At 72.2% G+C, this 15,871-nt stretch carries 16 protein-coding genes; 7 read left to right on the forward strand and 9 right to left on the reverse strand.

Annotated features, from left to right (window positions below; all coding sequences use genetic code 11):
- From ACFYU9_RS17665 to ACFYU9_RS17695, 7 genes are all read right to left on the reverse strand, one after another.
- A partial coding sequence (locus tag ACFYU9_RS17665; RefSeq protein ID WP_389345322.1) for a 3-deoxy-7-phosphoheptulonate synthase occupies positions 1-182 on the reverse strand: 182 nt, incomplete at its 3' end.
- The gene (locus tag ACFYU9_RS17670) at positions 179-736 is read right to left on the reverse strand and encodes a cupin domain-containing protein (protein ID WP_389206777.1); all 558 of its coding nucleotides are present in this window, start codon (positions 734-736) and stop codon (positions 179-181) included. The genes ACFYU9_RS17665 and ACFYU9_RS17670, both read right to left, overlap by 4 nt.
- Positions 737-793: 57 nt before the next feature.
- Positions 794-1,975: an acyl-CoA dehydrogenase family protein gene (locus ACFYU9_RS17675; RefSeq protein WP_389345323.1), complete on the reverse strand. Its 1,182-nt coding sequence runs from the start codon at positions 1,973-1,975 to the stop codon at positions 794-796.
- 25 nt (positions 1,976-2,000) lie between these two features.
- Complete coding sequence (locus ACFYU9_RS17680) at positions 2,001-3,437, reverse strand: FAD-binding oxidoreductase (protein WP_389206781.1); 1,437 nt, start codon at positions 3,435-3,437, stop codon at positions 2,001-2,003.
- Between the two features lie 8 nt (positions 3,438-3,445).
- Positions 3,446-3,964, reverse strand: coding sequence for a flavin reductase family protein (locus tag ACFYU9_RS17685; RefSeq protein ID WP_389206783.1), 519 nt, complete (start codon positions 3,962-3,964; stop codon positions 3,446-3,448).
- A gap of 217 nt (positions 3,965-4,181) precedes the next feature.
- On the reverse strand, positions 4,182-5,093 hold the full coding sequence (locus tag ACFYU9_RS17690; RefSeq protein WP_389206785.1) for a zinc-binding dehydrogenase: 912 nt from the start codon (positions 5,091-5,093) through the stop codon (positions 4,182-4,184).
- A 74-nt stretch (positions 5,094-5,167) separates the two neighbouring features.
- On the reverse strand, positions 5,168-5,923 hold the full coding sequence (locus ACFYU9_RS17695; RefSeq protein WP_389206787.1) for an SDR family NAD(P)-dependent oxidoreductase: 756 nt from the start codon (positions 5,921-5,923) through the stop codon (positions 5,168-5,170).
- A 252-nt stretch (positions 5,924-6,175) separates the two neighbouring features.
- On the opposite strand from ACFYU9_RS17695, the gene ACFYU9_RS17700 reads away from it, so the two are divergent.
- From ACFYU9_RS17700 to ACFYU9_RS17715, 4 genes are all read left to right on the forward strand, one after another.
- Positions 6,176-7,858, forward strand: coding sequence for an FAD-binding oxidoreductase (locus tag ACFYU9_RS17700; protein WP_389345324.1), 1,683 nt, complete (start codon positions 6,176-6,178; stop codon positions 7,856-7,858).
- 73 nt (positions 7,859-7,931) lie between these two features.
- Positions 7,932-9,200 (forward strand): GNAT family N-acetyltransferase, encoded by a 1,269-nt coding sequence (locus tag ACFYU9_RS17705; protein ID WP_389206791.1) that lies wholly within the window; start codon positions 7,932-7,934, stop codon positions 9,198-9,200.
- A gap of 68 nt (positions 9,201-9,268) precedes the next feature.
- Positions 9,269-9,865: a TetR/AcrR family transcriptional regulator gene (locus ACFYU9_RS17710; protein ID WP_389206793.1), complete on the forward strand. Its 597-nt coding sequence runs from the start codon at positions 9,269-9,271 to the stop codon at positions 9,863-9,865.
- Between the two features lie 130 nt (positions 9,866-9,995).
- On the forward strand, positions 9,996-11,219 hold the full coding sequence (locus ACFYU9_RS17715; protein ID WP_389206795.1) for an MFS transporter: 1,224 nt from the start codon (positions 9,996-9,998) through the stop codon (positions 11,217-11,219).
- Positions 11,220-11,309: 90 nt separating this feature from the next.
- Here ACFYU9_RS17715 and ACFYU9_RS17720 read toward each other — a convergent pair whose 3' ends face one another.
- Complete coding sequence (locus tag ACFYU9_RS17720; RefSeq protein ID WP_389345325.1) at positions 11,310-12,248, reverse strand: ScbA/BarX family gamma-butyrolactone biosynthesis protein; 939 nt, start codon at positions 12,246-12,248, stop codon at positions 11,310-11,312.
- A 156-nt stretch (positions 12,249-12,404) separates the two neighbouring features.
- On the opposite strand from ACFYU9_RS17720, the gene ACFYU9_RS17725 reads away from it, so the two are divergent.
- Genes ACFYU9_RS17725 through ACFYU9_RS17735 form a run of 3 tightly spaced genes read left to right on the forward strand, consistent with a single transcriptional unit; the run spans position 12,405 to position 14,697 of the window.
- Complete coding sequence (locus ACFYU9_RS17725) at positions 12,405-13,028, forward strand: ScbR family autoregulator-binding transcription factor (protein WP_389345326.1); 624 nt, start codon at positions 12,405-12,407, stop codon at positions 13,026-13,028.
- Positions 13,025-13,879: an NAD(P)H-binding protein gene (locus tag ACFYU9_RS17730; RefSeq protein WP_389206800.1), complete on the forward strand. Its 855-nt coding sequence runs from the start codon at positions 13,025-13,027 to the stop codon at positions 13,877-13,879. The genes ACFYU9_RS17725 and ACFYU9_RS17730 overlap by 4 nt, the downstream gene beginning before the upstream one ends.
- A 59-nt stretch (positions 13,880-13,938) precedes the next feature.
- The gene (locus ACFYU9_RS17735) at positions 13,939-14,697 is read left to right on the forward strand and encodes an SDR family NAD(P)-dependent oxidoreductase (protein ID WP_389206802.1); all 759 of its coding nucleotides are present in this window, start codon (positions 13,939-13,941) and stop codon (positions 14,695-14,697) included.
- A gap of 14 nt (positions 14,698-14,711) precedes the next feature.
- On the opposite strand, the gene ACFYU9_RS17740 is transcribed toward ACFYU9_RS17735, so the two are convergent.
- Positions 14,712-15,854 (reverse strand): IS701 family transposase, encoded by a 1,143-nt coding sequence (locus tag ACFYU9_RS17740; protein WP_389206804.1) that lies wholly within the window; start codon positions 15,852-15,854, stop codon positions 14,712-14,714.
- Positions 15,855-15,871 lie beyond the last annotated feature (17 nt).

Raw genomic sequence — 15,871 nt, forward strand, 5'->3', positions numbered from 1 at the left:
GCGAAGACGAGCGGAGGATAGGACTCGAGCTCCGCGACGACGTCGCGCAGAGCCTCGGCATCGGGGTACTCAGGCTGCTGCGCCGCGGGCAGGTCCCGCCAGGTCGCCTCGGGTGTCCCGGGTGTCCCGGGTGTCCCGGGTGTCCCGGGTGTTTTCGCGCGGGAGAGCGTCGGGGTGGTCATCGGGGTTCCTCCTCGGCCTGGAAGAGGTGGTGGCGCTCCCCTATCGCGATGACCCGCGGCAGGTCCTCGGTCTCCGGGGGCGGGGGCGGAGTGCCCGGGACCGGGGCCGAGCCCGCTTCCAGGAAGAAGCGGTCGACTCCCGAGGGGCTGAACAGCAGCAGCTGGCGTGCGGTGTGGATGCCGTTGTTGCGGAAGCGGTGGGCGGTGCCCTTGGGGATGAACACGAAGTCTCCGGGCCGCACGGCGTAGGTGCGCTTCCCGGCCGTGATGTCGAGTTCGCCGGAGAGCAGGTAGAACGCCTCGTCCGCGTCGGCGTGGATGTGCAGCGGCGGTCCTCCGCCGGGCGGGACGCTGGCCTCCAGGAACGTCAGGGAGCCGCCGGACTCCTCGTGGGTCAGCTTCACGGTGTAGACGTCGCCGCTCAGCCACACGGACCGGCCCTCGCCCGCCGGGACGTGGACGATGTCCCGGGCGGGCTGCCGCGCGTGCTCGTGGTGGTCGTGGTGGTCGTGTGCGTCGTGGCTCTTCGGCTGGGGGGTGGTGCTCTGCGACACGGTTCTGTTCCTTACGTTTCTCGGCACCCTTGCCCGTGCCGGGGAGTCGGGCGACGGTCAGATGAAGGGGCTGCGGGACTCGCCGCCCAGGAGGACGCGCCCGGTGAGTTCGAGGATCGACTCCTGGGCCACGGCGTGCTGGCACATCGTGTGGGCGTCGCGCAGCCAGCGGTCCAGCGGGGACTTCTCGCGGTAGATGGACGAGCCTCCCACCAGGTCGAAGAGGGCCGAGACGATCTCCCGCGCCGTACGGAAGGCGTGATAGCGGGCCAGCGCGGTCGCGGTGCGCAGCTGTGCGGTGGTCTCGTCGCCGCGCTCCAGGGCGGCCCACTGCTCCTCCAGGCTGGAGTAGACGCCGGCGCGCGCCGCGGCCAGCTCCATCTCCGCCCGGGCGAGGGCCGACTGCACGCGCGGGCTCTGCGTCCACGGCGTCCCGGTCTCCCGGTCCACCCGGGCGAGGGCGAGCTCCCGCACATGGTCGATGGCGGCGCGGGCGAGGCCCAGGGGGACCCCGGACATCTTGCGCAGGATCGCGTCGGGCGTGGCGTGCAGCGGGCCCGTGCGCCGCGGCACATGGAACGAGAAGGAGTGCTCCTCCGGCACGAAGAGGTCGGTCACCTTGTAGTCGCGGCTGCCGCTGCCGGCCAGCCCCGTCGTGAACCAGGTGTCCACGATCTCGTACTGATCGGGGCGGGCCACCATGACGCGCCACTCCACCGGGTCGCCGGTGACCGGGTCGGTCTCGGGCAGGCCGTCCTTGAACACCTGGCATCCCGCGACGAGGACGTCGCAGTGCGTGGAGCCGCTGCCGAAGCGCCAGTTGCCGGACACCCGGTAGCCGCCGGGCACGCGCTCGGCCCGCCCCTGCGGGTGGATCCAGCCGGAGTTGGGGGTGTCGAGCTCGCCGTAGAACTCCTGGGCCGCCTCCTCGGTGAGGTAGCCCGCGTAGATGCCCGAGTCCATGCCGATCATGGCGCACCAGGCGGTGGAGACGTCTCCGGTGGCCAGCGTCTCGATGAGCCGGGTCTGTTCCATGGACGTCAGCTCCGGTCCGCCGCGGTCCTTGGGCGCGGCGGCGCGGAACACGCCGCCCCGCCGGAGCAGGTCGACGACGTCCTCGGGGAGGTGACGGGCCGCCTCGATGGCGGCGGCCCGCTCGCGCAGGAACGGCACGGCCTCACGGGCGTGGCGGAGGATGTCCTCCGCGGTGTCGGGGATCTGCGGCGGTGCGATGGTCACGGTGTCCTCCGGTGGTGTGGGACGGTCAGGCGTAGCGGCCGGGTGCGATCACCTGGCGGGGGTCGAGGGTCTGCTTCAGCCGGCGGACGAGGTCCCGCGCGGCGGGGTCGGGCGAAAGCCGGTCCACCCACGCGTGGTGGTCGGAGTCGAGGCGGTAGGGGTGGAAGCCGGCCTCGGCGAACAGTTCGTAGGTGCGGTCGAGCGCCCGGTGCGCCCGCTCGGCGTCGCGCTCGGTGCGCGGGAAGCGGAAGTTGACGACCAGGTCGACCACGTCCGGGTCCAGGGCGTTGATGGTGGAGCCCGCCCGGACGCCGGTCTCCGCGTGGACCTGGGCGAGGAGTTCCTGGGCGCGGGCGATCGCGCGGCCGGTGAAGGGGACGAGCGGGAGGAAGAAGAGCCAGCCGCCGCCCTCGGCGTCGACCCGGTCCGCGTCCTGGCCGACGGCGTTCCTCAGCATCGCCTCGCTCCGCGAGGGGTCTCCGGCGTAGAGCCGCTCCACCGCCCGGGCGACGAGGTCGTCCTCCGCGGGAGGGTGCTCGTCCGAGCGCAGGACCCGGGTGAACAGGCCGCTGTGCTCGGCCTCTTCCTGGATGACCCGGGTGACCGCGGCCACGGACCGCTCGGTGCCGCTCACGCACAGATGGGCCAGGTAGGCCTCCGCGGCGCCGCCGTAGGACTCGTTGGAGACGCTGTCGTAGACCTTCAGGACCCCCGACACGAGTCCCTGCGCCGTCCAGCGCCGCAGTTCGTCGATGGCCTGCGTCAGCTTGTCGCCCGCGAATCCGAGGCGCAGGACGCGCTGGTCCTCCGGGCGGGGCAGCAGCCGTACGACACCCGCGGTGACGATGCCGAGGTCGGACTGGGTGAACAGGGCGAGCGGCGAGGGACCGAGGCCCTGCGGGTTGACCGCTCCCGGCCGCTCGCCGTCCGGCCACCAGCCGACGCGTATCAGCTCGCCGTCCGGCAGGACGACTTCGAGGCCGGCGAGGTCCAGGGTGCGCTGCCGGCGCAGGCCCACGCCCCGGTCGACGATGTTGCCGAGCACGCTGGTGTGGCCGGAGGAGGCGGTCACGTTCAGCATCCGGCCGGTGCCGGCGAGCAGCTCGGCCAGGCGCAGCTGGGTGACGCCCGGCTCCACGACGGCCCAGCCGCCTTCGACGTCGAGGTCGCGGACCGCGTCGAGTGCCCGCAGTTCCAGGGTCACCACCTCGTCGCGGGCCGGTTCCCGGGAGCCCAGGCCCCAGTTGCGGCCGGTGCTCAGGGCCTGCAGCCGGGGACCTCCCTCGGTCCGGGCGAAGGCCCGCACGATGTCGCGCACTTCGTCGACGGTGCGCGGCCGGACGATGCCGTAGATGTCGCGGGGGTCGAACATGCTGACGTTGGCGCCCGGCGGCAGGGGCTTCGACTTCTCACCGGCGGCCTGTACCGCGCCGGCCGGGATTCCTGCAGGGAGAACAGACAAGGGACACCTCACCGTTGCTTGGATCCGAGAGTTCCGCGGTGGAATATGAGAGGTTCGTCGTCTTCCGCGCCGTGTCCGATCGAGTCGACCCGGCTGAGGAACAGGCTGTGGTCCCCGCCCTGGAAGACCTGTTCCACGGAGCACCGCAGCGTGGCCAGGGCGCCCGGCAGGACGTCCCGTTCCACCACACCCTCCAGGGCGGTGCCCGCCGGCTTCTCCCGGGAGGCGAACCGTGCGGCGGTCGCTTCCTGCCGGGCACCGAGGAGGTGGACCGAGAAGGTCCGGCTGGCGGACAGGACGGGCAGGGCGCGTGCCGTGTGCGCCACGCTGACGAGGATGCGCGGCGGCGTCAGGGACACGGACATGAGGGCGTTGATGGTCATGGCCACGGCCGTCTCGCCCGTGCCGGTGCACAGCAGGGCGACGCCCGTGGGGAACAGGCGCATGGCCGAGCGCAGGTCCGCCGCCTCGGGCACCGGATCACGGAGTTCTACGCGGTGCGGATTGCTGTAAGCCGTCGTGGACACAGCCCCTCGATTCATCGTCTCGACGCTCCGGGAAATACGCTATTCAATTCACCGGAGAATTGACCACTGGTAATTCAGGTAATTCTCGGGCTACTTGCCCTACTCATCCGAGTAGAAAGCGTCGGGCCGGCGTGGTCCCGAACGCGAAGAAGCGCGTCGCCGGGGGGAAACGGCGACGCGCTTCGGTCACGTGCGTGCGCGGGGAACGGGGGCGGAGTCAGGCCAGGGTCAGCACCGCCTTGCCCCGCACCCGGCGGCCGACGATGTCGTCCGCCACCTCGGCGGCCGCCTGCCAGTCGGCCACCCGGCCCACGCTCACCGTCAGCCGGCCGTCGGCGACCAGACCGGCCAGGTGCGCCAGGTCGGCGGCGCTGCCTCCGCCGTCCTGGTGGCCGACGAGCGTGAGCCGCTTGCCGACCAGCTGGTAGGGCGCCAGCGGGGTGTCCTGCCCGGACGCCGCTCCGACGGAGATCACGGTGCCGCCGTCGGCCATGGAGCCGAGGAGCGCGCCGAGCTGCGGGCCGCCGACGTTGTCCAGCAGGACGTCGACCGGCTCGTCGATCTCGGCCGGCTTCGTCACCACGCTCTTCACGCCCAGCTCCGCGAGTCCCTCCCCGCGGGCCGGGGCGCCCACGACCGCGACCACCTCGGCGCCCTGCAGCCGGGCGAGTTGCACGGCGAAGTGCCCGACGCCGCCCGACGCGCCGGTGACGGCGACCCGGTGACCGGGCCTGACACCGGCCCGGCGCAGCGCGCGGAGGGCGGTCAGCCCCGCCACGGGCAGCGCCGCCGCCCTCACGAAGTCGACCTCGTCCGGCAGCACGGCGAGTTCGCCGACGTGCACCGCACGCAGCTCCGCCCAGCCGCCGCCCAGTCCCCAGGTGACGACCCGGGCACCGGCCGCGGGCCCGGCGCCCGAGGCGGCGGCCCGCTCCACCGTGCCCGCGGCGTCCCAGCCCGGGACCTCGCCCTCCGGGGCGGCGGCGTTGCCGGTCGCGGGCAGCTCCCCGTAGTTGAGGGAGGTCGCGGCGATCCTGACCAGGACCTCGTCCGGGCCCGGCACCGGATCGGGTACGTCGGCGAGACGCAGCCCGCCGGGTGCGGAGTGATCGATGACAAGTGCTCGCATGGCTCAACCCACTTCTGTGCGGTGGTGCATCGGACGGACGCCCGATGGCGGTATCGACCGGGCGCGGCGTCCGGTCAGAGGTTGGATCCCCCGTCCACCGCCACCGAAGCCCCGGTGACGAACGCCGCCTCGGGGGACGCGAGGTACGCCACCGTGTGAGCGATCTCGTCGGCGTTCCCGTACCGGCCGAAGACGTTCTGCGAGCGCTGGTAGTCGGCCGAAGGACCGTCCGCCGGGTTCATGTCGGTGTCGATGGAGCCCGGTGCCACCTGGTTGACGGTGATCCCGCGCGGTCCCAGGTCGCGCGCCAGGCCGAGGGTGAGGCCCGAGATCGCGGCCTTGCTCATGGCGTAGGCGGTCATGCCGGGTCCGGGCACATGGGTGGCGAGGCAGCTGCTGATGTTGACGATCCGTCCGCCGCTGCCCATGTGCCGGGCGGCGGCCTGGGCCGTGAGGAAGGCGCCGCGCGTGTTCACGTCGAGCGTGCGGTCCAGGATGTCGAGCGACAGCTCCTCCAGGGACGGCATCGACATGTCCATGTAGCCGGCGTTGTTGACCAGGATGTCGATGCGCCCGAACTCGCGGGCCACCGCGTCCACGGCCGTCCGCACGGCCTCCGGGTCACTGGCGTCGGCGGCGATCGCCAGGCTGCGGCCTCCCGCCGCGCGGATCTCCTCGGCGACGGTCTCGGCCTGGTCCTTGTTCCGGGCGAACGTGAGAGCGACATCGGCCCCGTGCGCGGCGAGCCGGCGCGAGATCGCGGCGCCGATGCCCCGATTCCCTCCGGTGACCAGGGCTATTTTTCCGGCGAGATTCCTGACGTTGTCCATGGGACCGGACTTTAGGGTCGGCGAAGAACGCCCATCAAGGGGAATCGGCTGCTCCGACGCTTTTCTACTCGGTCCGGTAGAAGCGAGTAGGCCGGCGACTACCCACGCCACTAGTGGAGGTCCGGCCGGACGCGTCCTAGCCTCTTTTCCATTGCCCGGCGTGAGAGGAATCCGGTCGCCTGCCGACGAAAGCGCAAACGGGCCGGGAATGCCGATCCGCTCGCCCTCGTCACAGCCCAAGAGGTGGAACCCATGTCATCAGCACGTCTCGGCCGCAGGTCCGTCCTGGCGGGCGGCGCGGCAGCGGTCGGTGCCGCGGCGCTGACGGCCGCGCCGCCGGCCGCAGCGGCGGCCGCCTCCGGTGCCCGCGCCGCCCACGGTGCCCCCACCGCCGTCGGCGCGAAGGTGTCCGCGCGTGATCCCCGCTACGAGCTGCTGACCACCGGCATCAACAAGCGGCACGTCGCGCGCCCCGAGTACATCAAGATGATCCGCTCCGCGGCGGACGCGGAGGGAGCGCTGCGCGACGCGTTCCGCCTGGGCAAGCGCGTGTCGGTGCGCAGCGGCGGACACTGCGTCGCGGACTTCACCTGCAATCCCGAGGTGGAGGTCATCCTGGACTTCTCGGAGATGACCGGCGTCGGCTACGACCCGCGCTTCCGCGCGTTCTACGTGGAGGCGGGCGCCCGGCTCTACAACGTCTACGAGGCCCTCTACAAGGGCTGGGGCGTCACCATCCCCGGCGGGGTCTGCCACAGCGTCGGGGCCGGCGGGCATGTGTCGGGCGGCGGCTACGGCATGCTCTCCCGGGCGTACGGCCTGGTGGTCGACCACCTCTACGCGGTGGAGGTCGTCACCGTGGACGCGGCCGGCAAGGTGCGCACGGTCGTCGCCACGCGGGAGGAGGACGACCCGAACCGCGACCTGTGGTGGGCGCACACCGGCGGTGGCGGCGGCAACTTCGGCCTGGCCACCCGCTACTGGTTCCGCTCGCCGGAGGCCACCGGCAGCCGGCCGGAGGACCAGCTGGTCAACCCGCCGTCCCGGGTGTGGGTCAGCGCCGTCGACTTCCTCTGGGACCAGCTCGACGAGGCCTCGTTCAGCCGTCTGCTGAAGAACTTCGGCTCCTGGCACGAGCGGCACAGCGGTCCGGACGACGAGTACCGTCACCTGAGCAGCCTGTTCAACGTCAACGCCAGGGCCTTCGGCCGGCTCAGCCTCTACACCCAGATCGACGCGACCATTCCCCGCTCACGTGCGCTCCTCGACGCGTATCTGGCGGAGCTGCTCGACGGGACGGGCCTCGAAGCGGTGCCGATGGACCGGCCCAGCGGTGAACTCGCGTCCATGCCGAACTACTTCCGCCCGGCCGAGCTGCCGTGGCTCGCGGCGGCCCGGATGCTGGGCGCCCCCGACCCGGTGGGTGCCAACCCGATCGCGCGCGTGGGCCTGAAGGCGGCCTACTTCCGCAAGAACTTCACGGACCACCAGGTGGCCGCCCTCTACCGCGCCCTGTCCGACCCGGCGCCGGACAACCGGGACACCACGCTGGTCCTGCTGTCCTTCGGCGGCCGGATCAACGGCGTCGCACCGCACGCGACCGCCAGCGCCCAGCGCGACTCGGCCTTCAAGGTGATCTTCCAGAACATCTGGTCCGACGAGCGGCGCGACGAGCGGTACATGCGGTGGATCAGGGACTGGTACCAGGACGTCTTCGCCGAGACCGGAGGCGTGCCGGCGATCGACGGCGTGACCGACGGCACGTACATCAACTACCCGGACACGGACATGGCGGATCCCCGCTACAACCGGTCCCGTCTGCCCTGGCACGCGCTGTTCTACAAGGACAACTACCGCAGGCTGCAGAAGATCAAGCGCCGCTGGGACCCGACCGACTACTTCCGCCACTCGCTGTCCATCAAGGCAAGCCGTTGACGCGGGCCCGGTGCGGCGGCGCGGGCTCCGGCAGCCGCGCCGCCGCCCCGGGCCGACCGGAGGTTGAGCAGCAATGACCGATACAGCGGTGATCGACATACGCTCCGTCACCGAGGACGACCTTCCCGCCTGGACCCGCACCTGGGGCAACGGGTATCTGCACCCGTACACCGAGAGCAGCGTCGAGGCCCTGCGGTCGACGACGGCGCGGGACCGGCTCATCGGGGCCTTCGACATGGACCGGTGTGTCGGTACCTACCGGAGCTCCGCCCAGGAACTCACCGTGCCGGGCGGCGCCTTCCTGCCCGCCTCGGCCATCTCGAAGGTCAGCGTCGCCGGCACGCACCGCCGCCGGGGACTGCTGAACAGGATGGTGGCGATGGACCTCGAAGGCGCCTTCGAGCGCGGAGAGCCCGTCGCCGTCCTCGACGCCGCGCAGTACCCGCTCTACGGCCGCTACGGATTCGGGCCCGCCACGGCGATGGCCTGGTTCGAGATCGACGTGCACCGGGCCCGCCTGGATCCCGCGCGGACCGCCGACACCTCCGGTGTGCTGCTCGTCGACGCCCGCGAGTACCTCAAGGCCGCGCCGCGGGTGTACGAGCGGCTGCGCGCCGAGCAGCCCGGAGCGCTGCGCCGCGACGAGCCGTGGTGGCAGGAGGCCGCCGGGCAGGGGTCGGGGGGCGGCCGTTCCGAGCCCTTCTTCGCCCTGCACTTCGATCCGGACTCGGGCGAGGCGGACGGTCTGCTCAGCTTCAGCGCCGAGGAGACCTGGGGCGCCATGCTGCCCCAGTCGCCGCTGTGGATCCGCGACCTGGTCGCCGTGTCCGCGCGGGCGGAGGCGGCGCTGCTGCGCTACGCCGTGACGGTCGACTGGGTGACCACGGTCCACCTGCCCTACCGCGCCCCCGACACGCTGCTCCCGCTGTGGCTCGGCGACCCGCGGGCGGCCCGGATCAGCGCGCTCAGCGACTACATGTGGCTGCGCGTCCTCGACACGCCCCGCACACTGGCCGCCCGCACCTACGGCATCGAGGCGGGTCTGGTGCTCGAGGTGACCGATGCCGCCGGGTACGCGGCCGGCCGGTGGCTGCTCGACGGCGCACGGGACGGAGCCTCCTGCGCCCGGACCACCCGCGCCGCGGACCTCAGGATCGACGTCCGGGACCTCAGCTCCCTGTATCTGGGGGACGAGTCGGCCACCCGCCTGTCGGTGCTCGGCAGAACCGAGGAGCTGCGGCCGGGTGCGCTCGCGCGCGCGGACGCGATGTTCCGCACCGGACGCCGTCCGTGGTCACCGCGCGCCGTCCGGGGAGCGCGCTACCAGGCGGGAGCGCCGTGACGACCGCCGGCTTCCGGACCGCCCCCGACTATTGGACCGAGCGATTCAAAACGTGCTACGGTCATTCCATGGCCCGACCGAGGATGTTCGACGAGGAACGGGCCCTGGACGCGGCGATGCGCACGTTCTGGGAGAAGGGCTACGAGGCCACTTCCACCCAGGACCTGTGCGAAGCCACCGGCCTGGGGCGCAGCAGCATCTACAACACGTTCAAGAGCAAGCACGACCTCTTCGAGCGCGCACTGGCCCACTACATCGAGACCATGACGACCACCCAGCTGGGCGTCCTGGAGGACACGCGGCGCAGCGCCGCCGACCGCATCCGCACCCTGTTCGCCATGGTCGTCGACGGCGAGACCGAGCACCGGTCCGGCGGTCGCAGCCTGGGCTGCCTGACCGTGAACACCACGGTCGAACTGGCAGCCCGCGACAGCCGGGCGGCGGAGATGCTGGAGCGCGACACCGCACGCAGGCTCGCGGTGCTGCGCGCGGTGGTCGAGGAGGGCCGCCGGGACGGCAGCATCACCTCGCGGCGGGACGCCGGAGCGCTGGCCCGCTTCATCAACGCGGCGATCGGCGGCATGCGCATCTCCAGCCAGGGCGGTGCCGACCGCGCCGCACTGGAGTCGATCGCCGAGGTCACCCTTGACGCACTGACGCACTGACGCACTGACGCACACAGGCGGATCGCCCCACCGGTCCGTCACCCACGCCGGCGCCCCGGCCCCGTCCCGGGCTCCGGCTGCCCCTGCCCTGGTTTTGAACTGATCAATCCATAATTCAAGGAGACCGAACGTGCCTCGCGCCGTATACGTCCTGGCACTCGGCATCTTCGCCATGGTGACCAGCGAGTTCGTGGTCGCCGGACTGATGCCGCAGATGGCCGACGGCCTGAACGCCACCATCCCGCAGATCGGATACCTCATCACCGCGTTCGCGGTGGCCATGGCGGCCGGCGGGCCGTTCCTCACCATGGCGGTCATGAAGCTCCCCCCGCGCACGGCGCTGATGGTGCTGTTCGTCATCTTCCTGGCGGGCAACGTCCTCGCGGCCACCGCGACCGGCTACGCCACGATGATGGCCGCGCGGATCATCACCGGCATCGCCTCCCAGGCCTTCTTCGGCGTGGGCATCTCGATGATCGCCCAGATCACCCGGCCCGAGATCCGCGGCCGCGCGATCGCGGTCGCGATGAACGGCCTCATGCTCGGCACCCTGCTCGGACTGCCCATCTCCACGCTGGTCGGCGAGCGGTTCGGCTGGCGCGCGGCGTTCTGGACCATCACCGGCATCACCCTGCTCGCCGCCGTGGCCACCCTGTTCGGCGTGCCCCGCATCGAGCGCGCCGAGGGCGGCGGCGGCCTCCGCCAGGAGATCGGCGTCTTCCGCAAGCCCAAGCTGTGGCTGGTGCTGTGCACCAGCACGCTCATCATCGGCGCCACGTTCTCGGCCTTCAGCTACTTCAACCCGATCCTCACCGACCTCGCCGGCTTCTCCGCCGGCACCGTCCCCGTCCTGCTGATCGCCTACGGTGCCGCGACGGTCGTCGGCAACAACATCGTCGGCCGCTTCGCCGACCGCCACACCGTCCCCGTCCTCGCCGTCGGCCTCGTGCTCAACACGGTGTTCCTGACCGGCTTCGCGCTCCTCGCCGACCTGCCCGTACCGGTCGTGATCTGCATGATGGGCATCGGCCTGGTCGGCGTCACCATGAACCCGGCCATGGCGACCCGGGTCCAGCGCACCGGGAACGCCGGCCCGCTGGTCAACACCGTCCACTCCTCCTTCATCACCCTCGGCATCATCCTGGGCTCCGCCATCGGCGCCGTCGTGATCGACGCCTGGGGACTGCGGGCCCCGCTGTGGCTGGGCGCGATCATGGCCGTGCTCGGTCTGGCGACCGTGCTCCCCGACCTCGGTCGCCGCTCGGCCCCCGCGGCCGCGGCCGCGCCGGAGCCGGCCGCGGCCGCCGCCGTACCGAGCGGCAGCGCCTCCGCCAAGCAGGCCGAACAGGTCTGAGCGCGCACGAGACGGGCGGCCGACATCCTGCCGGCCGCCCGTTTCGTGTACGGCGCGCCGCGAGGCCCCGCGCACCGGGTACGACGCCGGCTACGCGGCCCCGCGCGGCTCCTCGTCCAGCGTGACCGTGCAGGAGAACAGCTCGCCGTCCGCCTGGCTGCAGGTGACGGCCAGCCGGGGACGCCCCACGACGTCGCTCCCGGTCCGCCGTGCCTCCACCCAGCTGGGGGCGTCCAGTTCCGCGTACCGGTGGAACCGGACGTCCATCGCGATCACGCTCACCGGGGTCCGTTCCGACACGGCGTGCGCCGCCTGGCGCACCGCTTCGAGCAGCAGCATGCCCGGGGCGTGGTCGACGGGGTGGTCGAAGAGCGTCGGGTGGTCCGTGTCGACCCTCAGCTGCCAGCGGTGCGGGGCGTCGGCGGGCGAAAGGACGACGTCTCCGGCGTCCGTTCTGCCCACGTGCCGGGCGTCGACGGCGGGTGGCACGGGTATCGGCCGTACGGCGGCCAGGTCCCCGTGGTCGCCGCGCAACCGCCGGTAGACGGCCGGCGCCTGGATCGTGAAGCGGCTGACGGCCGTGGCCAGCGGCCTTCCGTGACGGACGACGTCGTAGGCGAGCGAGAGCGCCACGACGTTCTCCCTGCGGCGCACCACCTCCCGTGCCGTGACGCGGAGTTCGAGTTCCGCGGCCGAGCCGTCGGCGCGCAGCAGGTCGGGGTTGAGGCACCAGGTGAAGCTGTCCCACACCAGATGGTGGCCGAACGGCACGCCGTACGCCTCGTGGGCGAGCAACGGGAAGGACTGGCGGATGGTCTCCGTGAGTAACAGCGGGTCGTGCCGGTGGTCGCGCACGGCGTAGAAGGCGTGGCCGGGCGGCCACCGGGCGGTGACGACGAACCGGTCGTCGGCGATCCGCCGCCATCCCGTCAGAAGCACTTCGGCGGCGTTCCGTTTGTGAACCGACCGCTGGGCCACCGTGGTCGGGGCCTGGGCAGCGGAAACGAGGGCACAGGACGTGGACAACATCACTCCCGTTCGACGCGTCCCGCCGGCGGCCGCGCCACAAGGCGCAGCGACTGCGGCTGGACGATGTGATCAGTTGCATGTAAACGTAAGGGACGTTCTTTTTTCTGTCGAGGAGGCGTCGGGAGCAACGATGACGCGATGTAGAGGAGCGGGCTGATGACGCGCCTGCCACAGGAACGCGCCCTGCGCACCCGCGAGATACTGCTGCGCGCGGGAGCCGAGGCGTTCGACGAGTACGGCTACGCGGGCGCCAGCATCGCCCGCATCCTGGAGCGGGCCGGCGTCACCGCCGGTGCCATGTACTTCCACTTCAAGTCCAAGGAGGGCCTGGCCCTCGCCGTCATGGAGGCGCAACCCCAGCAGATCCAGCCGAAGCTGGCCTCCGACGGGCTGCAGCGCCTGGTCGACATCACGCTCGTGTGGGCGTGCGAACTCCAGGTGAACCCCCTCCTGCGAGCAGGTGTGCGCCTCTCGGTGGAACAGGGAAGCTTCGGCGTCCAGGACCCCTCCTCCTACCTCGGCTGGCGGGAAATAATGGTCCAGTGCCTGGAAGACGCCGAGAAACAGGGCGAGTTGACGGGAGACGCCCGTTCCGAGGACATCGCCGAGTTCCTGGTCGGGGCATGCACCGGAATCCAGCTGTACTCCCAACTGGTGAGCAGCCGGCGCGACTTGCCGGAGCGCACCGTCCGCATGTGGCGCATGCTGCTGCCGGGGTTCGCACCGCCCGAGGTGATCGCACGGATCGACCTGGATCCGCGCCGGGGTGAGACGGGATGAGCCTGCGCATCGCGGTCGCCGGCGCCGGCGGAACGGTCGGCCGCCGGCTCACCGCCCTGCTCGCCGCCGACCATGACGTCCTGTCGCTGACCAGGTCCCCCGAGCGGGCCGCCCGGCTCGGCGTGCACGGCCGCCTCGTCCGCGCGGACTTCGACGTGCCGGGCGGACTGGACCGGGCCATGGAGGGGGCGGACGCCCTCTTCGTCGTCACCTTCGACCCCGCGAGCCCGCGCCATGACGCGCACCTCCTGCACGCGGCGACGACGGCCGGCGTGCGCCATGTGGTGAAGCTGTCCGCCCTGGCGGTCACCGATCCGGACGCGCAGGACCTCGTCACCCGCTGGCAGCGGGAATGCGAACGGCTCTGGCAGGCGTCGGGCATGACGTGGACGCTCCTGCGCCCCCGTGCCTTCATGTCCAACTGCCTGGCGTGGGCCGGCTCCGTGCGCGCCGGCGAGCCGGTGGCGACGCTGTACGGCGACGCGCCGAACGCCTGCGTCGACCCCGCGGACGTGGCCGAGGTCGCCGCCCGCGCCCTCACCGGTGCCGAGCACGCCGGCCGGGCCTACGCACTGACCGGGCCGGCCGCCCTGTCGGCGCGGGAGCAGGTCGAGCAACTCGCGGCCTGCCTCCACCAGCCCCTGAGACACCTGGAACTGACCGAGGATCAGGCGATGGCACGCTGGCTCGCCCGCTATCCGCGCCCCGTCGCCGAGGCGCTGCTGGAGAGCGCACGCCGCCAGGCCGCCGGCGCCAAGGCGTCCGTGACGCACGACGTGGCACGCGTGACCGGCCGACCGCCGGCCGAGTTCGCGGCCTGGGCCCGCCGGAATCGCGCCGCGTTCGGCTGACGGCGCGGCACGGCACGAGCGGCAGGGCCGGGGCACACCGAGAGAAGGATGAAGGACGCGTGATTCTGCACGGCAAGACCATCATGATCACGGGCTGTTCGAGCGGCATCGGCGCCGCCGCGGCCCGGCTCTTCGCCGCCGAGGGCGCCAACGTGGTGCTCATGGCCCGGCGGGAGGACCGCCTGCGGGACCTGGCGGAGGAGATCGCCGAGAGCGGGGGCACGGCGGTGGCCGCGGCCGGTGACGTGGTGCGCGAGGAGGACGTCGCGCGCGCCGTGGCCACGGCGGTGGAGCGGTTCGGACGGCTGGACGGGGCCTTCAACAACGCCGGGTGGGCGTCGGTCGGGCGGCTGCTGCACGAGACGGACCCGGCCGATTTCGACCGGGTCATGGACGTGAACGTCCGGGGCGTCTGGAACTGTCTGCGCAGCCAGATACCGGCGATGCTGGCCGACGGACTCGGCGGCTCGATCGTGAACACCTCCAGCGTGGCGGGCGTTCAGGCGCCCGGCTCCGGTGCCCCGTACGTCGCGGCCAAGCACGCGGTGCTCGGGCTGACCCGCGCCGCGGCGGCCGAGTACGGGGAGCGGGGCATCCGGGTGAACGCCCTGGTCGTGGGCAGCGTCAGGACCGAGCTCATGGACGAAGTCCTCGACAAGGCACCGGAGTTGGAGCACCGCTTCGTGAACCGTTCGGTCCAGAAGCGGATGGCGGTGCCTCAGGAGGTCGCCGAGGCCGCGGCCTGGCTGTGCAGCGAACGGGCCTCGTTCGTCACCGGCACCGCCATGGCGGTGGACGGCGGCTGGACCGCCGCCTGACTCCGGGCGTCGCGTCACGCGGTCAGGCGCACCGCGCGCCGCGACAGCACGTCGTAGGCGTACGCGGCGGACACCATCGTCATGTGGTGGTGCCACCCCGGGAAGGACCGCCCCTCGAAGTCCGTCAGCCCGAAGTCCTCGCCGAGGACGCGCACGGTGGACTGCACCACCTGCTGTCGCCGCATCAGGGACAGCACCTCCCGTACGCCTCGGCGGCGCAGGGCGCTGATCCAGTACTGGGGCGGGGTTCGCCCGTCGGCGGAGCTCAGGACGAGCAGCCGGTGGAAGGGTCCCCCGCCACCGGGAGCGGTGCCGGCGGCACCGGGCAGCCGGACGAGCGCGGAGCTCAGTCGCGCCGGCCCCGCCCCGTCGGCGAACCGGGCCGGGAACACCTGCCGTTGCCCCGTCGTGCCCTCCTCGAAGAGGCGCTCGGCCGTCGTGACCGGGGAAGGCGGCGCGATGCCCCGCGAGGGCGCCATCGCGCGGGCGGCCTCCAGGACCGGCTGGTCGGGCCGTACCCGGACGAGGAACTCCCTCCTGTCGCGGGCCAGGGCACCGGTGAGCAGGGCCGGATCGCCGGTGGCCGTCAGGTCGGCCACGAGCGGCGCCCGCTCCGAGCGCCTCAGCAGATCGGCGGTCTCCGCCATCTCCAGGGCCTGTTCCCACGCCGAGCCGGACCCGGCCTCGTCGGGGATGCGCGCCAGTCGCCGCAGCTCGGCGTCGCCGCTCCACACCGGGTCCAGGACGAGCCGCCAGTCCACGGGGATCGCCTCGGACTCCGAGGCGAGGAACAGACCCACGCCGATCTGGCAGTTGACCGTGGCGCCCAGTTCGGGCACGAAGCGCCGGTGGACGCCGACCGACCGGTGACCGCGCTTCTCGGACACGACCGTCCGGGTGACCCACGCGTACTCCGGCAGCTCGCGGGCCGCCATGCGGGCGAGCACGGTCCGCGGTTCGCTCCAGCCCCACGGACTCGAGGTGATGAACTGCTGCAGCGCCTGAGCGGCACTCCTCTCGCACGGAAGCTGCCGGGCGAGCCGCTTCATCGTCTTGCGGCCCGGTGCGTTCAGCAGGCCGCGCAGGTACACATCGGCCCAGCGGCGCTGATCGACACGAGGCAGGCTGCCGAAGACCGTCTCGACGAACTCGGCCAACGGCGTTCCGCACGTCG

Origin of the sequence: Streptomyces sp. NPDC004327 (genome assembly GCF_042873935.1) — a bacterium.
Taxonomy (GTDB): Bacteria; Actinomycetota; Actinomycetes; order Streptomycetales; family Streptomycetaceae; genus Streptomyces.

What these genes read in the sequence shown, in the direction of transcription:
- ACFYU9_RS17725 (WP_389345326.1), top strand. Translation starts at nt 12,405, where the DNA reads ATGACGCGCCTGCCACAGGAACGCGCCCTGCGCACCCGCGAGATACTG.
- ACFYU9_RS17690 (WP_389206785.1), bottom strand. Translation starts at nt 5,093, where the DNA reads ATGCGAGCACTTGTCATCGATCACTCCGCACCCGGCGGGCTGCGTCTC.
- ACFYU9_RS17700 (WP_389345324.1), top strand. Translation starts at nt 6,176, where the DNA reads ATGTCATCAGCACGTCTCGGCCGCAGGTCCGTCCTGGCGGGCGGCGCG.
- ACFYU9_RS17720 (WP_389345325.1), bottom strand. Translation starts at nt 12,248, where the DNA reads ATGTTGTCCACGTCCTGTGCCCTCGTTTCCGCTGCCCAGGCCCCGACC.
- ACFYU9_RS17710 (WP_389206793.1), top strand. Translation starts at nt 9,269, where the DNA reads ATGGCCCGACCGAGGATGTTCGACGAGGAACGGGCCCTGGACGCGGCG.
- ACFYU9_RS17705 (WP_389206791.1), top strand. Translation starts at nt 7,932, where the DNA reads ATGACCGATACAGCGGTGATCGACATACGCTCCGTCACCGAGGACGAC.
- ACFYU9_RS17695 (WP_389206787.1), bottom strand. Translation starts at nt 5,923, where the DNA reads ATGGACAACGTCAGGAATCTCGCCGGAAAAATAGCCCTGGTCACCGGA.
- ACFYU9_RS17730 (WP_389206800.1), top strand. Translation starts at nt 13,025, where the DNA reads ATGAGCCTGCGCATCGCGGTCGCCGGCGCCGGCGGAACGGTCGGCCGC.